Below are 14,324 nucleotides of genomic sequence, written 5' to 3' on the forward strand. Positions count from 1 at the left end.
CCATGTGAGGCACGAGCAACTCGGTCCAGGTCAGAAAGGTGGCGGGTCTGCCTGGTCGGTGAGGCGTTGTTTCTTGTTGCGGGCACGTTCGGCCCTCCGGCGTGCGTGTTTCCGCGCGAGCCGGTTGTCGGTGGAGGGAGCGTCGTCCCCGGTGATCACTCTGGGTGTGGGTGGTGCCTGGGGTGGTTGTTCGTAGCGGATGCGTCGCAGGTTGGGGAAGAAGTCTTCCAGGGTTTCGGCGTCACCGGGGATGGTGAAGCCTTCGGGGGTGCGGTATTCGGTGACCAGGTGGCCGTCGTCGTCGCGGCACTGGGTGTCGATCCAGTCGCCGAAGGTTTTGTGCAAATGCCCGAACCGGCATTTGGCGTTGAGGTTCTCGCTCGACGTCGCCCCACCCTGGGTTGGGCTGGTGCGGTCGTACTCGGTGACGTGGTCGAGGTCGCTGTCGAATGACGAGCTCGGGCAGCCGGGTTCGGTGCAGTAGCCGTCGCGCACGCGCACGAAATCGGCGCAAGCAGCGGTCGGCCGGTACGGATCAGCCGGTTGCGCACCCGGGTAGACGATCACGACGTCTTTCGACGCAGCGTCTTCGGCAACTACGCGGGCTGGTGGCGTGCGCACCGGGGTGACAGGTTTGATGGTGGCGTCGGGCCGCTGCGCGAGGTCACGGACATGGTCATCGGAGACGACACCGTGCCCGTCCACCCAGCCGATACCGGGCGCGCCGGCGAGGGTGGCGGCGTCAGTGACGACGTGGATGACGACCTCGGTGCTCACCGACCGGACAACCTCGTCGGGGTCGGGGATGTCGGCGGCGCACTCCTCACGCCCGCACTGGCATTCGTAGGCGGTGCCGGTCAACAACGCGAACATGGCATCAGAGTTGCGCTGGTTACGGTTGCGACCATCATGGGCGCAGACGGTGTCGGCCAACGCTTTCACGGCTTTCGCCGCGATGCGCACGTTCTCGGCGACCATCACGCCGGTGATCTCACCGGTGCCGTCGACGAAATTCTCCGTATACATACCGCGCTTGTCCACGGCTTCACGACGCCGCTCACGCACCGCATCGGGATCATGCCGGAACACCAGGCGATCGACCATGTCGCGGAGCTTCGGCTTCGACCAGGCGCCCTTACGGCTGCGCAGGATGTGTTCGATCTCGGTGTCGAGGTCGGCCATGATCGTGTCGTCGGTGATCAGGTCGGTGCGGGACAGGACGGTCTGGATCAGTGCGCGCGACACGATGCCATCACGCAGGGTGGTCAACACCTTCGGCAGCCGCTCGCGCAGCGCGAGTGCTTCGCCGACCCACTGATCGGCCTGGTAGCGGGTGATGGCGTCTTCGCGGCACACTCGGGTGACCATTTCGGTGTAGCGATCGATGAAAAAGCCGCCGGTGCTGTTGAGGACGAGTTGGTCGTAGACGGTGGCGATCGACTGGTAGCGAGACCAGGCCAGGAAGGCCTCGCCGTGGCGGATCGACCGCATCCGTGTCATATGTGTTGCGGTGTCGGACGATTCGGGGTGGGCAGGATCGACCCCGGCGAGGAACTCGGCCGGTAGATCGGTCCACTTGTCTGACACGCTGCCCCCACAACGTCTACAGCCCAACCTGGTTGGCTGAATCTGTCACCAACCAAGGTAGAACACCCCACCGACAAGAACAGATACTCATCCACAGGCGCGGTGGCAAGAGGTTGTGCAGCAATGGGTTACGCGAGAATCGGTCCTTCCACTTCCAGACTTCATCTCGACGTTGCGACCTCGATCGAAGTCGCAACATCGAAATGAAGTCTGACAGTCAGGCTCCCTCAGAACAACTGGCCGAGGTAGAACTGCGCTCCCTGGTCGTCGGTGCACCGCGCGGAGATGCCGTAAGGAGCGGTGCGGGGCTCCTCGAGGACGCTGCCACCAGCGGCGCGGACACGTGCGACCGCCCCCTCGACATCGTCGGTCACCCACATCGGGACCGCCACGGAAGTGTCGGCGCCACCGGCGATCCCGACCTGGGGTCGTACATCGTCGACCTCCCAGCCGTCGTCGATGCGACCGCCGTGGAACGTCCAGCCGAGCACTGATCCGTAGAAGTCCCGGTAGCGCGCGCTGTCCGGCGTGAGCACGGTCAGGTAGCTCATCGCGCCGATGCCGCGGGGATGTTGGGCAGGCCGCACGTCGCCGGGTTCGGTGGCGTACACCGCGAATCGCACGCCCTGGGCGTCGACGGCGTCGACGATCCGGTGCCCGTCGGGACTCGACCCGAATTCGCCCTGTCCGCCGGCTGCGACGATGCGCGCATGGGCCGCCTCGAGATCGTCGACGGCGTAGGCGCAGAACACCGTCGGGTCGCCGTCTGTCTCGAAGATGCCCAGCCGGTGACCGATATTGGTCACACGACGCCCCTCGGGATCGAACTCCCAACCGAGGACCTCGCCGTAGAACCGGCGCGCGCGTGCGGCGTCCGGGGTGTTCAGGGACATGTAGCCGATGTCGCCCTGATGGATGCGGTTGGACAACTGTGTCTTCGACGGTCCGGTCAGCATCCAGCGGTGACCGAACGGGTCGACGATGACCCCGGTCCGCGTGCCGTGCGCCTCGTAGGGTTCACGGGTGACGGAGGCGCCGGCCCGGGCGGTCGTCGCGATGGCTGTGTCGGTGTCGTCGACCGCGACCATCAGACTCACCGACACGTGACCGGGGGCAGGCGCCCGCAGTCCCAGATCCGGGAACTCGGCGGCGAGATAGATGACACCGCCGCCGATCTCGAGCTCGGCGTGACCGATGACGCCGTCGTCCATGACGATCGGCTGCCCACGCAGCCGCGCGCCGAGATTGGCGATGTACCAGTCGATGGCGGCCTGCGGCTCCGCCACGGTGAGGTAGGGAAGTGCGCCGGGGCGTTCGACGATCGCGTCGGATGTGATGGCGGTATCGGTGGTGGTCAGTTCGTCGAATTGTGTTGCGGTGGCCATGATGACTCCTTGCGGTAGGTTCGCCCCGCGTTCGAGGCGGTCGCGCAACGAGGCGGCGAAACCGCGGTCGGGTTCGACGGGATCGTCGAAGCCGGGAGTGTCGGCTGCGCGCAGTACGTGCAGCGGATCCCGTGCCTCACCGAAGCGTGTGCTGTTCCGGGTGCTCATGCGTGACCTCCTCTCCCGCTGCTCTGGGGTTGTGTTTCGGGGTAGGCCGCGCGGAAGGCGCGCTTCGCGCGGGTGAGAAGCGCCTCGGTGGCACCGACCGTGCGACCGAGGATCTCCGCGCATTCGCCGACCGGTAGGTCGTCGACGTAGCGCAATGTGAGGACTGCGCGGTGGATCGGCGTCAGTTGCCTCAGCGTGTGATGGGCGACCATGCGGTCGAGTTCGGTGTCCCACGGGTCGTCCCCGTGGTCGGGGACGTCGTCGACCGGTTCCGGTGTGCGTTGAGCCCGCCGCCAGTGATCGGCGAGCTTGTGCCGCGCGATCCCGATGAGCCAGGGAGTCGTCGGTTCGGTGCCCCGGTGCCGGCGAACGGAGTCCATGGCGGCCAGGAAGGTCTCCGACGTCACGTCCTCGGCGGTTCGGCGATCCGCGCAGCGCCGGACGACGAATCCATACACCGCCGGCAGTGCCTGGTCGTACACCGCCAGCAGTCCCGCTGGTCCGGAAGAATCGGTGTGGTCGCTGCTCACGTATTCATCGTCGTGCGGGGGCCCCGGAATCCGACGCCCTTCAGCGAAGTTTCTTCTCCGACTCTTCCGCGGTGAACGTCGCGATCTCCGCCGCCACCGCATGCGGTTGGTCCAGCGACACGAACGTTCGGGCGTCGGCGATCTCGACGAACCGCGCACCCTCGCCGTCGGCTCCGGTGAAGACCGAGGCGAACCGCCGGCCGTGTTCCAGGGTGAAACACCGATCGTCACGGCCCCACACGAAGCGGACGGGCAGGTCGACCCGCGACATGCGTGCGGTCACGGTGGCGAGCTCCGCGGGGCTGATCTCGCGCAGGAACGCTCTGAAGTCGTCGCGGATGCGGACGTCGTCTTGCAGGGGAACGAACACGGAGGCGGTGAGGTCGGGATCGGGATCGTTGAGCAGCAGGCCGACGCCGAGCGGGGAATGCCGGAGGGTCGTGAGCCGCATCGAATCGACCAGGGGCTTCAGCAACAACCGGTGTCGCATCAATGCGAAGAACAGCCGAAACGGTTGCGGCGGAAACAGATCGAAGGCATCGCAGTTGGTGAACACGACGCGGCTCACGAAGCGGGGATCCTCGTCGAGCGCGAACTGGGTGACCGCGCCGCCGGTGTCGTTGGCCACCAGGGTCGCCGACGACAGGTCGAAGTGTCCGACGAACTCGCGGAGCAGCCGGCTCGCCCCGCGCGGCGAACGATCCGCGTCCGGCCCCCACGGGATCCGGTGCGAACCGAGCGGCATCAACGGGACGAAGCAACGGTGGCCGCGTTCGGCGAGGAGCTCGGCCACCGGTTCCCACAGACGATGGTCGACGACGGCGCCGTGCATGAAGACGATCGGCGGAAGTGCGGTGTCGGCGGGTCCGTACGTGGCGTACTCGATCACACCGGACGGGAGTTCGACGGTCGGCAGCAAGTTTGCCATGGCGAGGTCCGCTTCTCGTAGACTCGGATAACTTACGAACACTGAGTACGAAAGTTACGTGCAGACTGTATGAAAGTCAACCGTCGGACCCAGGCCGAACGCACCGCGGCCACCCGCGCGGCGCTCATCGCCGCAGGTCGCAAGCTCTTCGGTGAACGCGGTTTCGCCGACGTGGGCACCCAGGAGATCGTCGACGCGGCGGGCGTGACCCGTGGTGCGCTCTACCACCAGTTCGGAGACAAGAAGGGCCTGTTCACGGCCGTCTACGACGCGGTGGAACAGGATGTGGTCGCACAGATCGCCGAAGCCGCCGGCGCTCTCGCCGCCGAGGACCCGATCGCCGCGCTCAAGACGGGCATGCGGCTCTTCCTCGAACTCTGCACCGAGCCCTCGGTACACCGGATCACCCTCGTCGAGGCACCGTCCGTCCTCGGCTGGGCGCAATGGCGCGCGCGAGGTGAAGAGTTCGGTTTCGCCCTCGTCGAGGGGTTGATCCAGGCCGCGATCGCGGCCGGTCAGGCCGTCGATCAGCCGACCCGACCCCTCGCCCACGTCGCGATCGGTGCGCTCGACGAGGCCGCCCTGTACGTCGCTGCGGCGCAGGACCGGGACGCAGCGACCGCGGAGGTCGCCGCGGTCCTCGACCGCATCGTCGACTCGTTCCGGACCTAGCTGCCGGCCACCAGCTCGGCACACCGTTCCCCGACGAGCATCACGGTCAGGTTCGGGTTCACCGTGGTGTGCTCGGGGAAGACCGACGCGTCGGCGACGCGCAGGCCCGCCACGCCCTTGACCCGCAGTTCGGGGTCGAGCGGCGACATCTCGTCGTCCGGCGGTCCCATCCGTACCGTGCCCACCGGGTGGTAGACGGTGTTGTGGGTGCGACGGATGTAGTCGGCCAGTTCCTCGTCACCGGTGGTGTCCGGTCCCGGATACAGTTCGCGCGCAACCCATTCTCGCAGCGGTGCGGCGGAAGCGATCTCGCGCGCCTTGCGCAGGCCTGCGGTCATGATCCGCATGTCGTAACCCTCGGGGTCGGTGAAGTACCGCGGGTCGACGCGCGGCTTGTCCCGGAAATCACGGGAGCGCAGCTTCACCGTGCCCCGCGATCGCGCATGGGTGACATTCGGGGTGAGGCAGAAGGTGTTCTCACTGGTCGGGTACCCCTGGCGCAGGGTGTGCATGTCGAAGGGCACGCTGCCGTAATGCATCATGAGGTCCGGCCGGTCCAGATCATCGTCGACGGTCGTGAAGATGCCGGCCTCCCACCACTGGGTCGACTCCTGTGTCATGGGCTTCTTCGTCTCGAATCCGATGACGCCCTCGGGATGGTCCTGGAGGTGTTCGCCGACGCCGGGGGAGTCGACGAGGACGTCGAGTTCGTGCTGACGGAGATCATCGGCCGGCCCGATCCCCGAGAGCATCAGCAGTTTCGGGGTGTCGATGGCGCCGGCCGACACGATCACCTCGCGTCCGGCATCGATCCTCGTCGTCCGTCCGAAGGCGTTGTCGGTGATGTCGACGCCGACGGCCCGCAGCTCGCCGTCGACCTTCTCGATGACGATCCGCTTGGCCCAGGATCCGGTGCGGATCGTGAGGTTCGGCCGATCGAGGTGGGGGTGCAGATAACTCACCGACGACGACGCCCTCATTCCGTCGGGACGCCGGTTGATCTGAAAGAAGTTGGCGCCGTTGACGACCGTCTTCCCGCTGTTGAACTTGGCCCGCGGGATGCCGACGGCCTCACAGGCATCGAGCACGGCGACACCGCACGGGTCGTTCGGCGGCACCGTCATGATGTGGACGGGTCCGCTGCGGCCGTGATGGTCGCCGGGGGCGTCGTTGGTCTCGATCTGAGGGAAGAGTCGGTACAGCTCCTCCGAACCCCAGCCTGCACAACCGAAATCGCGCTCCCAGGAGTCGAGGTCCTCTCGCGGTGCCCAGAACGCGATGCAGCTGTTGTGGGAACTGCAGCCGCCCAGCACCTTTGCGCGGGCGTGCCGCATGAAGTCGTTGCCGTTCTCCTGCGGCTCGATGGGATAGTCCCAGTCGTATCCGGATTCGAGCAGCTCCATCCAACGGTCGAGTCGCAGGATCGCGTCGTCCCCGACATCGGACGGGCCGGCTTCCAGCAGGCACACCGTGACCGACGGGTCCTCGGACAACCGGGACGCCACCGCGGCGCCCGCCGAACCGCCACCGACGACCACGTAGTCGTAGGTCTCCGTGCCGTGCGACTCGCTCACTGCTGCCCCTTCCGGTTCTCGAACCAGCCGGTCACCCGGCCGGAGGTTCTCGTAGACGTGCTTGGCCTCGCGGTACTCGGCCAGACCCGACGGTCCGAGCTCACGCCCGAAGCCGGACTGCCCGTAGCCGCCCCACTCGGCCTCGGGTAGGTAGGGGCCGAAGTCGTTGACCCACACCGTTCCTGCCCGTATGCGTCCGGCGATGCGGCGGGCACGGGCGGCGTCGGCCGACCACACCGCCCCGGCGAGACCGTAGACGGTGTCGTTGGCCAGGCTCACCGCCTCGTCCTCGGTGGTGAAGGTCTCGACGGTCACGGTGGGGCCGAAGGCCTCGTCGTGCACACAGGCCATCGAACGGTCGGCGCCGTCGATGACGGTAGGCAGGTAGAACCAGCCGTCGTCGAGGTTGCCCGACCCCTGGTCGCCGGTCGCGAAGGCGCCGCCGGTGCGGATCACCGCGCCGTCGGCTCGGGCCTGTTCGACGTAGGCGTGCACTTTGTCGCGATGCGCCTCGGAGATCAGCGGTCCGGTCTCGGTGTCCTCGGAGTACGGCAGTCCCAGACGGATCTGCTCGGCGCGCCGGACCAGTTCGTCGACGAACCGGTCGTGCGCCGACTCCTCGACGACGAGTCGTGCACCCGCGGAACACACCTGACCCGAGTGCAAGAACGCCGCGTTCAGTGCGTTGTCCACCGCGGCGGCGAGCAGATCGTCGGTGGCGCAGGCGTCCGCGAACACGACGTTCGGGTTCTTGCCGCCGAGTTCGAGGGCCACCTTCTTCACCGTCGCCGCGGCCTAGCGCGCGATGACCCGCCCCGTCACCAGTCCGCCGGTGAAGGAGACCAGGTCGACGTCGGGATGCGACGACAGCGGCGCGCCCGCATCCGCTCCGGCACCGAGTACGAGGTTCGCGACCCCGGCCGGAAGGCCGAGGCCGTCAAGCACTTCCAGCAGGAGGATCGAGGTGTGCGGCGTCAGCTCGGCGGGTTTGAGGACGAAGGTGTTGCCGGCCGCCAGGGCGGGCGCCACCTTCCACGCCGCCTGCAGCAGCGGATAGTTCCACGGCGTGATGAGGCCGCAGACGCCGACCGGCTCGTAGACGATCCGCGAATCGGCATCGGGCGACCCGGTGTCGACGACACGACCGGCGTCCTGCGCGGCCAGCTTTCCGAAATAGCGGAAGCAGTTGGCGATGTCGGTCATGTCGATATCCGACTCATACGGCCGTTTGCCCGTGTCGAGGGTCTCGGCTCGGACGAATTCGTCTCGGCGCGCATCGATCTGATCGGCGCCGCGGAGGAGGAGATCGCCCCGCTCGGCCGCCGGGGTGGCGCTCCACTCCCCGGCGTCGAAGGCGTGCCGGGCAGCTGCGATCGCCGCCTCGGTGTCGTCCGCGGACGCCTCGGCCACCACGCCCACCACGGAATTGTCGGCCGGGCAGCGTATCTCGCGGGTCTTGCCGGATCTCGCGGCGCACCAACGGCCGTCGATGTAGAGGGTCTCGCTCATGGAGCAGGCGCTCCTTCCGGATCGCTGTCGGGTATGTCCGCCTCTGCGACCGTACCGGCGTTCGGGGATCCGGTGCCGGCGACGGTGTCCGGGAGGCGGGCGGCCGGGTCGTGGTGATCGGCGGCCGAGTCACGTAGATGGAGATAGCCCAGATGTCGTTCGTACTGATCGAGAATGTCGCCGATGATCTGTTCACGGTTGTACCCCGACAAGGAATATCCCTGCGAACCCTCGGTCAGGTACACCTCGCACCGGAAGTACCGGTCATCGGAACGCTGGCTGCGAACCGCATACGTGGGCGTCGGTGCGGACACCGGCCACACGCAGTACTCGAAGGCCGGGACGTCGGCGAGTTCGACGATGAGGCGAGGCGACGGCAAACCCTCGTTGACCGCCGACTCGTCGACCGTCGCCGTGACGCCCTCCCGACCGAACTGCTCCGCGACCTCGTGCATCGCCGGGACAACCGTCGCCGTGATGTACCTGCGGGTGGCGACCCGACCGGGGAACCGGAGTGTTCCGACCAGGCGTTGGCGCCAGCTGCCGTGTTCGGTCGGCCCGCGTCCGACCGCGATCACCTTCGGCAGCGTCGTACGGAAGCTGTCGAGTTTGTACGACTCGTTGCGTACCGCACGCAGCAGCGACACCCCGATCAGGCCGAGGACGAAGGAGAAGGGCAGACCCATGATGACGGTCGCGGCCTGCAAGGTCAGGATCGATCCGTCGCCGCCCCCGGCGAACAGCATCGACAGGGTCAGCAGGCCGATGGCGACCGACCAGAAGATACGAAGGGAGCGTTGGCAATCGGCCATCGGGTCACTGAGGCGGCTGGTGAAGTTGCCCATCACCAGCGAACCCGAGTCGGCGCTGGTCACATAGAACAGCAGGCCGGTGATGGTCGTGACGCCGATCAGCAGCGTTGCCCCCGGGTACTGCTCGAGCAGCGAGTAGAAGCCGGCCTCCGGGGTCGACGCGGTGGTCTCGGCGAACTCCTGATCGCCGCGGGCGACAGCCAGGGCGCTGTTCCCGAAGATCGAGATCCAGATGAGGATGAAGCTGAACGGGACCACGAGGACGCCGAAGATGAACTGCCGCAACGTCCGTCCGCGGGAGATGCGCGCCAGGAACAGACCCACGAACGGCGCCCAGGCCACCCACCAGGCCCAGAAGAACAGCGTCCAGCCGTCGACGAAGGCCCGAGCGTCCTGTCCCGGTGCGGGATTCACCTGATCCCACGCGAAGGTGTCGAGGGTGCGGTCGGCGAACGTCGACACGTAGTCGCCCGCGTTCTGGACCAGACCGTTGAGAAGGAAGCCCGCGTCCTTGGCGACCGTGATGTAGACGAGCATCACGATCGCGAGGATCACGTTGATCTCGGACAATCGCCGAATACCCTTGTCCACACCGGACGTCGCCGAGGCGGTGGCGATGATTACCGACAGGGCGATGAGCCCGATCTGGGCGGCCTTGCCCTGCTCGATGCCGAAGATCTCGTTGAGGCCGAAGTTGAGCTGTACGACGCCGATTCCCAGCGAGGTCGCGATGCCGAAGATGGTGCCGAGCACGGCCGCGACGTCGATCGCGTCGCCCCATCGGCCCTCGACCCGCTTGCCGAAATCGGGTACAGGGCCGCGCGGATGGTCAGCGGCAGGTTGTGCCGGAACGCGAAATAGGCCAGGGCGCCGCCCATCAGGGCGTACATCGCCCAGCCGGTGATCCCGTAGTGGAAGACCGTCCACGTCACGGCTTCCCGTGCCGCGAAGTTGGTCTCCGGCGCACCGGTCGGCGGGGTGAGGAAATGGGTGACCGGTTCGGCGACCGAGAAGAACATCAGGTCGATACCGATGCCGGCGGCGAACAGCATCGACGTCCAGGTGAACAAGCTGTACTCGGGACGGGACTCCTCCGGTCCGAGGCGGTACCGCCCGTACTTGCTGATGCCGAGGAAGACGACGAGACCGACGATCGCGGTGGCGAGGATGAAGTACCACCAGCCGAACCAGCGGGTGATGAAATCGCGGACGTCGTTGATGACGGTCTCCGCCGCAGCCGGTGCGGCCAGCGCCCAGATCGCGAAGGCGAGCACGATGGCGGCCGACGCGACGAAGACGGTCAGGTTGATCGAACTCGGACGTCGTGACGGTTCCCCGGTGTCCGGGGAGGCGGGAGTGGACGGGACTGCAGGTCTTTCGCCGGCACTCATGACCTGTGACGCTAGCCTCTCCTGATCGGGGCGGTCGGGTGAATTGCCCGACTCGGTCGTGACCGATGAATTCGGCGCCCTCGTCCGGTCAGGATTGGTATGGCAACCGCAACGATCGGCTCGATGCTCCTGTCCAGCGACGACCCCGCACGACTCGCGCACTGGTACGCGACGGCGTTCGAGGCGAAGGTCGAGTCCACCGGCGACGGTGGGCCCGGCTACGACGTCGTCGAACTCGACGGCTTCTACCTCATGTTCGACAAACGCGACGATGTGTCCGGCCCCAACCGCGACGGCGCCCGCTCGATCCTGAACGTGGAGGTCGACGACCCGCGCGCGACCGCTGCGCGCCTGGACTCGCTCGGCGCCGTGTGGATCAGTCCGCTCGAGGAACGCGACGGCAACTTCCTCGGGACGGCCACCGATCCCGACGGCAACTGGATCCAGATCGTCTGGCTCTCCGACGCGGAGGAGATCGCGATGGGGCCGCCCGCGTCGACGTGCAGCGCTTACGTGGTCCGCGACCTCGACGAGGCCGAGCGCTTCTATCGGGACGTCCTCGGAATGCGGGTACTGCGCTATCCGATGGGGGTGGCCGGTGTCCGGGGGAGCCGTCGGACGACGGTGATGGTGTACCCGAAGGACCATCACCGGCCGGCGACGTTCACCGTGCTGAACATCGTCGTGGACGACCTCGCGCAGACGGTCGACGACCTCGTCGGCAAGGGGGTCGAGATCTTGCGCTACGACGGTTTCGAGCACGACGAGCGGGGCATCGTGCGGGGTGGTGACGGGGAGTCGGACATCGCCTGGTTCACCGACCCGTCGGGCAATATTCTCTCGGTGTTGTCGGTCTGAGCCCGGTTCTTCCTCATATCGGGTGATATCGGGTGATCCGGCGGCCCGTTCGCTCTCGGCGTAGCGGACCGGGAACACCGCCCCGGCCTGCGCAGTTGTACAGTGCACATCCCCGCCGTCGCGGTCAATCCGTGCAGTCTGCACGGGCGTTAACTGCAGGTACACCCAAGACGACCTCTAGAGTAGAAGCAGGCTGGTCGTCGCCTACCCGCACCGCGTTGTCCCGACCGGACACACGAGGTGGTTCTCGCGGCGGCCGGGGCGCTAGCAATGTGAGGGAGAACAATGTTCGAACGGTTCACCGACCGCGCGCGACGGGTTGTGGTTCTGGCCCAAGAAGAAGCGCGGATGCTCAACCACAATTACATCGGTACCGAGCACATCCTCCTCGGCCTCATCCACGAGGGCGAGGGCGTGGCTGCCAAGGCGCTCGAGTCGCTCGGGATCTCTCTGGAAGGTGTCCGCAGTCAGGTCGAGGAGATCATCGGCCAGGGCCAGCAGGCGCCGTCCGGGCACATCCCGTTCACCCCGCGTGCCAAGAAGGTGCTGGAGCTCTCGCTGCGCGAGGCCCTGCAGCTCGGCCACAACTACATCGGTACCGAGCACATCCTGCTCGGCCTCATCCGCGAGGGTGAGGGTGTCGCCGCGCAGGTCCTGGTCAAGCTCGGCGCCGACCTCAACCGGGTCCGCCAGCAGGTCATCCAGCTCCTGAGCGGCTACCAGGGCAAGGAACCGCAGGAGGCGGGCACCGGCGGTCGCAGCAGCGAGTCCGGCACCCCGTCCACCTCGCTGGTCCTCGACCAGTTCGGTCGCAACCTGACCGCTGCCGCCGCCGAGGGCAAACTCGACCCGGTCATCGGCCGGGAAAAGGAAATCGAGCGGGTCATGCAGGTCCTGAGCCGCCGCACCAAGAACAACCCTGTTCTCATCGGCGAGCCCGGCGTCGGCAAGACCGCCGTCGTCGAGGGCCTCGCGCAGGCAATCGTCAACGGCCAGGTCCCCGAGACGCTCAAGGACAAGCAGCTCTACACCCTCGACCTCGGTTCGCTGGTCGCGGGCAGCCGTTACCGCGGTGACTTCGAGGAACGCCTGAAGAAGGTGCTCAAGGAGATCAACACCCGCGGCGACATCATCCTGTTCATCGACGAGCTGCACACGCTCGTCGGCGCAGGTGCCGCCGAGGGCGCGATCGACGCCGCCAGCATCCTCAAGCCGAAGCTGGCCCGCGGCGAGCTGCAGACCATCGGTGCGACGACCCTCGACGAGTACCGCAAGTACATCGAGAAGGACGCCGCTCTCGAGCGTCGCTTCCAGCCGGTCCAGGTCGGCGAGCCGTCGGTCGAGCACACCATCGAGATCCTCAAGGGTCTGCGTGACCGCTACGAGTCGCATCACCGCGTCTCGATCACCGACGGTGCGCTCGTCGCCGCCGCCACGTTGGCCGATCGCTACATCAACGACCGGTTCCTGCCGGACAAGGCGATCGACCTCATCGACGAGGCCGGCGCACGCATGCGCATCCGCCGGATGACCGCGCCGCCAGACCTGCGCGAGTTCGACGACCGCATCGCCGACGCACGCAAGGAGAAGGAGAGCGCGATCGACGCGCAGGACTTCGAGAAGGCCGCCAGCCTCCGCGACAAGGAGAAGCAGCTGGTCGCCGAGCGTGCCGAGCGGGAGAAGCAGTGGCGCAGCGGCGACATGGACGTCGTGGCCGAGGTCGACGACGAGCAGATCGCCGAGGTCCTGGGCAACTGGACCGGTATCCCGGTGTTCAAGCTCACCGAGGAGGAGACCACGCGTCTGCTCCGCATGGAGGAGGAGCTGCACAAGCGGATCATCGGCCAGGAGGACGCCGTCAAGGCGGTCTCGAAGGCGATCCGCCGCACCCGCGCCGGCCTGAAGGATCCGAAGCGCCCGTCGGGCTCGTTCATCTTCGCCGGCCCGTCCGGTGTCGGTAAGACCGAGCTCTCCAAGGCACTGGCCAACTTCCTGTTCGGCGAGGACGACGCGCTCATCCAGATCGACATGGGCGAGTTCCACGACCGGTTCACCGCGTCGCGTCTGTTCGGTGCCCCTCCCGGCTACGTCGGTTACGAAGAGGGCGGCCAGCTCACCGAGAAGGTGCGCCGCAAGCCGTTCTCGGTGGTGCTGTTCGACGAGATCGAGAAGGCCCACTCGGAGATCTACAACACCCTGCTGCAGGTCCTCGAGGACGGCCGTCTCACCGACGGTCAGGGTCGTACGGTCGACTTCAAGAACACCGTGCTGATCTTCACCTCGAACCTCGGTACGAGCGACATCTCCAAGGCCGTGGGCATGGGCTTCTCGTCGAAGGACGACACCAAGTCCGGCTACGAGCGGATGAAGCAGAAGGTCAACGACGAGCTCAAGAAGCACTTCCGGCCCGAGTTCCTCAACCGTATCGACGACATCGTCGTGTTCCACCAGCTCACGCGTGACGAGATCATCCAGATGGTCGACCTTATGCTGACGCGCGTGGAAGCTGCGCTGAAGAACAAGGACATGGCCCTCGAGGTCACCGACCGCGCGAAGTCGCTGCTGGCCAAGCGCGGTTTCGATCCGGTGCTCGGTGCGCGTCCGCTGCGTCGCACCATCCAGCGCGAGATCGAGGACCAGCTCTCGGAGAAGATCCTGTTCGGCGACATCGCGCCCGGACAGATCGTCCTGGTCGACGTCGAGGGTTGGGACGGCGAAGGCGACGGCGAGGACGCCAAGTTCACCTTCACCGGTTCGGAGAAGCCGCGTGCGGTTCCGGATGCACCGGTCGAGCTGTCCAAGGCAGGCGACGGCGGTTCGAACGCGAGCTGACCTCAGCTGATCTGACACAGACGGCGGCGTCACCCGAAAGGGTGGCGCCGCCGTTTTGTATCGGCCGCCCGCATCGTC

The 14,324-nt window shown here is 66.8% G+C and carries 8 protein-coding genes and 2 pseudogenes; 3 read left to right on the forward strand and 7 right to left on the reverse strand.

Annotated features, from left to right (window positions below):
• Positions 1–30: 30 nt before the first annotated feature.
• The 4 genes from IHQ52_RS06520 to IHQ52_RS06535 form a co-directional block, all read right to left on the reverse strand.
• Positions 31–1,587 (reverse strand): HNH endonuclease signature motif containing protein, encoded by a 1,557-nt coding sequence (locus IHQ52_RS06520; RefSeq protein ID WP_096273045.1) that lies wholly within the window; start codon positions 1,585–1,587, stop codon positions 31–33.
• Between the two features lie 227 nt (positions 1,588–1,814).
• Positions 1,815–3,140 (reverse strand): VOC family protein, encoded by a 1,326-nt coding sequence (locus IHQ52_RS06525; protein WP_096273047.1) that lies wholly within the window; start codon positions 3,138–3,140, stop codon positions 1,815–1,817.
• Positions 3,137–3,670 carry an RNA polymerase sigma factor gene (locus IHQ52_RS06530; protein ID WP_096273049.1) on the reverse strand — a complete coding sequence of 178 codons (534 nt, stop codon included), beginning with the start codon at positions 3,668–3,670 and terminating at the stop codon, positions 3,137–3,139. The genes IHQ52_RS06525 and IHQ52_RS06530 overlap by 4 nt, the downstream gene beginning before the upstream one ends.
• 40 nt (positions 3,671–3,710) lie before the next feature.
• Positions 3,711–4,598: an alpha/beta fold hydrolase gene (locus IHQ52_RS06535; RefSeq protein WP_096273051.1), complete on the reverse strand. Its 888-nt coding sequence runs from the start codon at positions 4,596–4,598 to the stop codon at positions 3,711–3,713.
• Between the two features lie 69 nt (positions 4,599–4,667).
• Here IHQ52_RS06535 and IHQ52_RS06540 point away from each other — a divergent pair, with 69 nt between their 5' ends.
• On the forward strand, positions 4,668–5,270 hold the full coding sequence (locus IHQ52_RS06540) for a TetR/AcrR family transcriptional regulator (RefSeq protein ID WP_096273053.1): 603 nt from the start codon (positions 4,668–4,670) through the stop codon (positions 5,268–5,270).
• Here the strand turns inward: IHQ52_RS06540 and IHQ52_RS06545 are convergent.
• From IHQ52_RS06545 to betT, 3 genes and pseudogenes are all read right to left on the reverse strand, one after another.
• Positions 5,267–6,844, reverse strand: coding sequence for a GMC family oxidoreductase (locus IHQ52_RS06545; RefSeq protein WP_096273055.1), 1,578 nt, complete (start codon positions 6,842–6,844; stop codon positions 5,267–5,269). The two genes, IHQ52_RS06540 and IHQ52_RS06545, sit on opposite strands and share 4 nt — an antisense overlap.
• Positions 6,841–8,353, reverse strand: a pseudogene (locus tag IHQ52_RS06550) (aldehyde dehydrogenase family protein). Before IHQ52_RS06550 ends, IHQ52_RS06545 begins: the two are co-directional and overlap by 4 nt.
• Positions 8,350–10,556: pseudogene (gene betT, locus IHQ52_RS06555) on the reverse strand (choline BCCT transporter BetT). Before betT ends, IHQ52_RS06550 begins: the two co-directional pseudogenes overlap by 4 nt.
• 99 nt (positions 10,557–10,655) lie before the next feature.
• Between betT and IHQ52_RS06560 the strand changes: the two are divergent.
• Together IHQ52_RS06560 and IHQ52_RS06565 are read left to right on the forward strand one after the other, a co-directional pair.
• Complete coding sequence (locus IHQ52_RS06560) at positions 10,656–11,414, forward strand: VOC family protein (RefSeq protein ID WP_096273057.1); 759 nt, start codon at positions 10,656–10,658, stop codon at positions 11,412–11,414.
• 285 nt (positions 11,415–11,699) lie between these two features.
• Positions 11,700–14,246 (forward strand): ATP-dependent Clp protease ATP-binding subunit, encoded by a 2,547-nt coding sequence (locus tag IHQ52_RS06565; RefSeq protein WP_096273059.1) that lies wholly within the window; start codon positions 11,700–11,702, stop codon positions 14,244–14,246.
• Positions 14,247–14,324: the final 78 nt, after the last annotated feature.

It is taken from the genome of Gordonia amicalis (assembly GCF_022059885.1).
In the GTDB taxonomy this organism is placed as follows: domain Bacteria; phylum Actinomycetota; class Actinomycetes; order Mycobacteriales; family Mycobacteriaceae; genus Gordonia; species Gordonia amicalis.

Excerpts from the sequence above, each read along its gene's own strand:
- IHQ52_RS06525 (WP_096273047.1), bottom strand. The coding sequence starts at position 3,140 with ATGAGCACCCGGAACAGCACACGCTTCGGTGAGGCACGGGATCCGCTG.
- IHQ52_RS06535 (WP_096273051.1), bottom strand. The coding sequence starts at position 4,598 with ATGGCAAACTTGCTGCCGACCGTCGAACTCCCGTCCGGTGTGATCGAG.
- IHQ52_RS06565 (WP_096273059.1), top strand. The coding sequence starts at position 11,700 with ATGTTCGAACGGTTCACCGACCGCGCGCGACGGGTTGTGGTTCTGGCC.
- IHQ52_RS06560 (WP_096273057.1), top strand. The coding sequence starts at position 10,656 with ATGGCAACCGCAACGATCGGCTCGATGCTCCTGTCCAGCGACGACCCC.
- IHQ52_RS06540 (WP_096273053.1), top strand. The coding sequence starts at position 4,668 with ATGAAAGTCAACCGTCGGACCCAGGCCGAACGCACCGCGGCCACCCGC.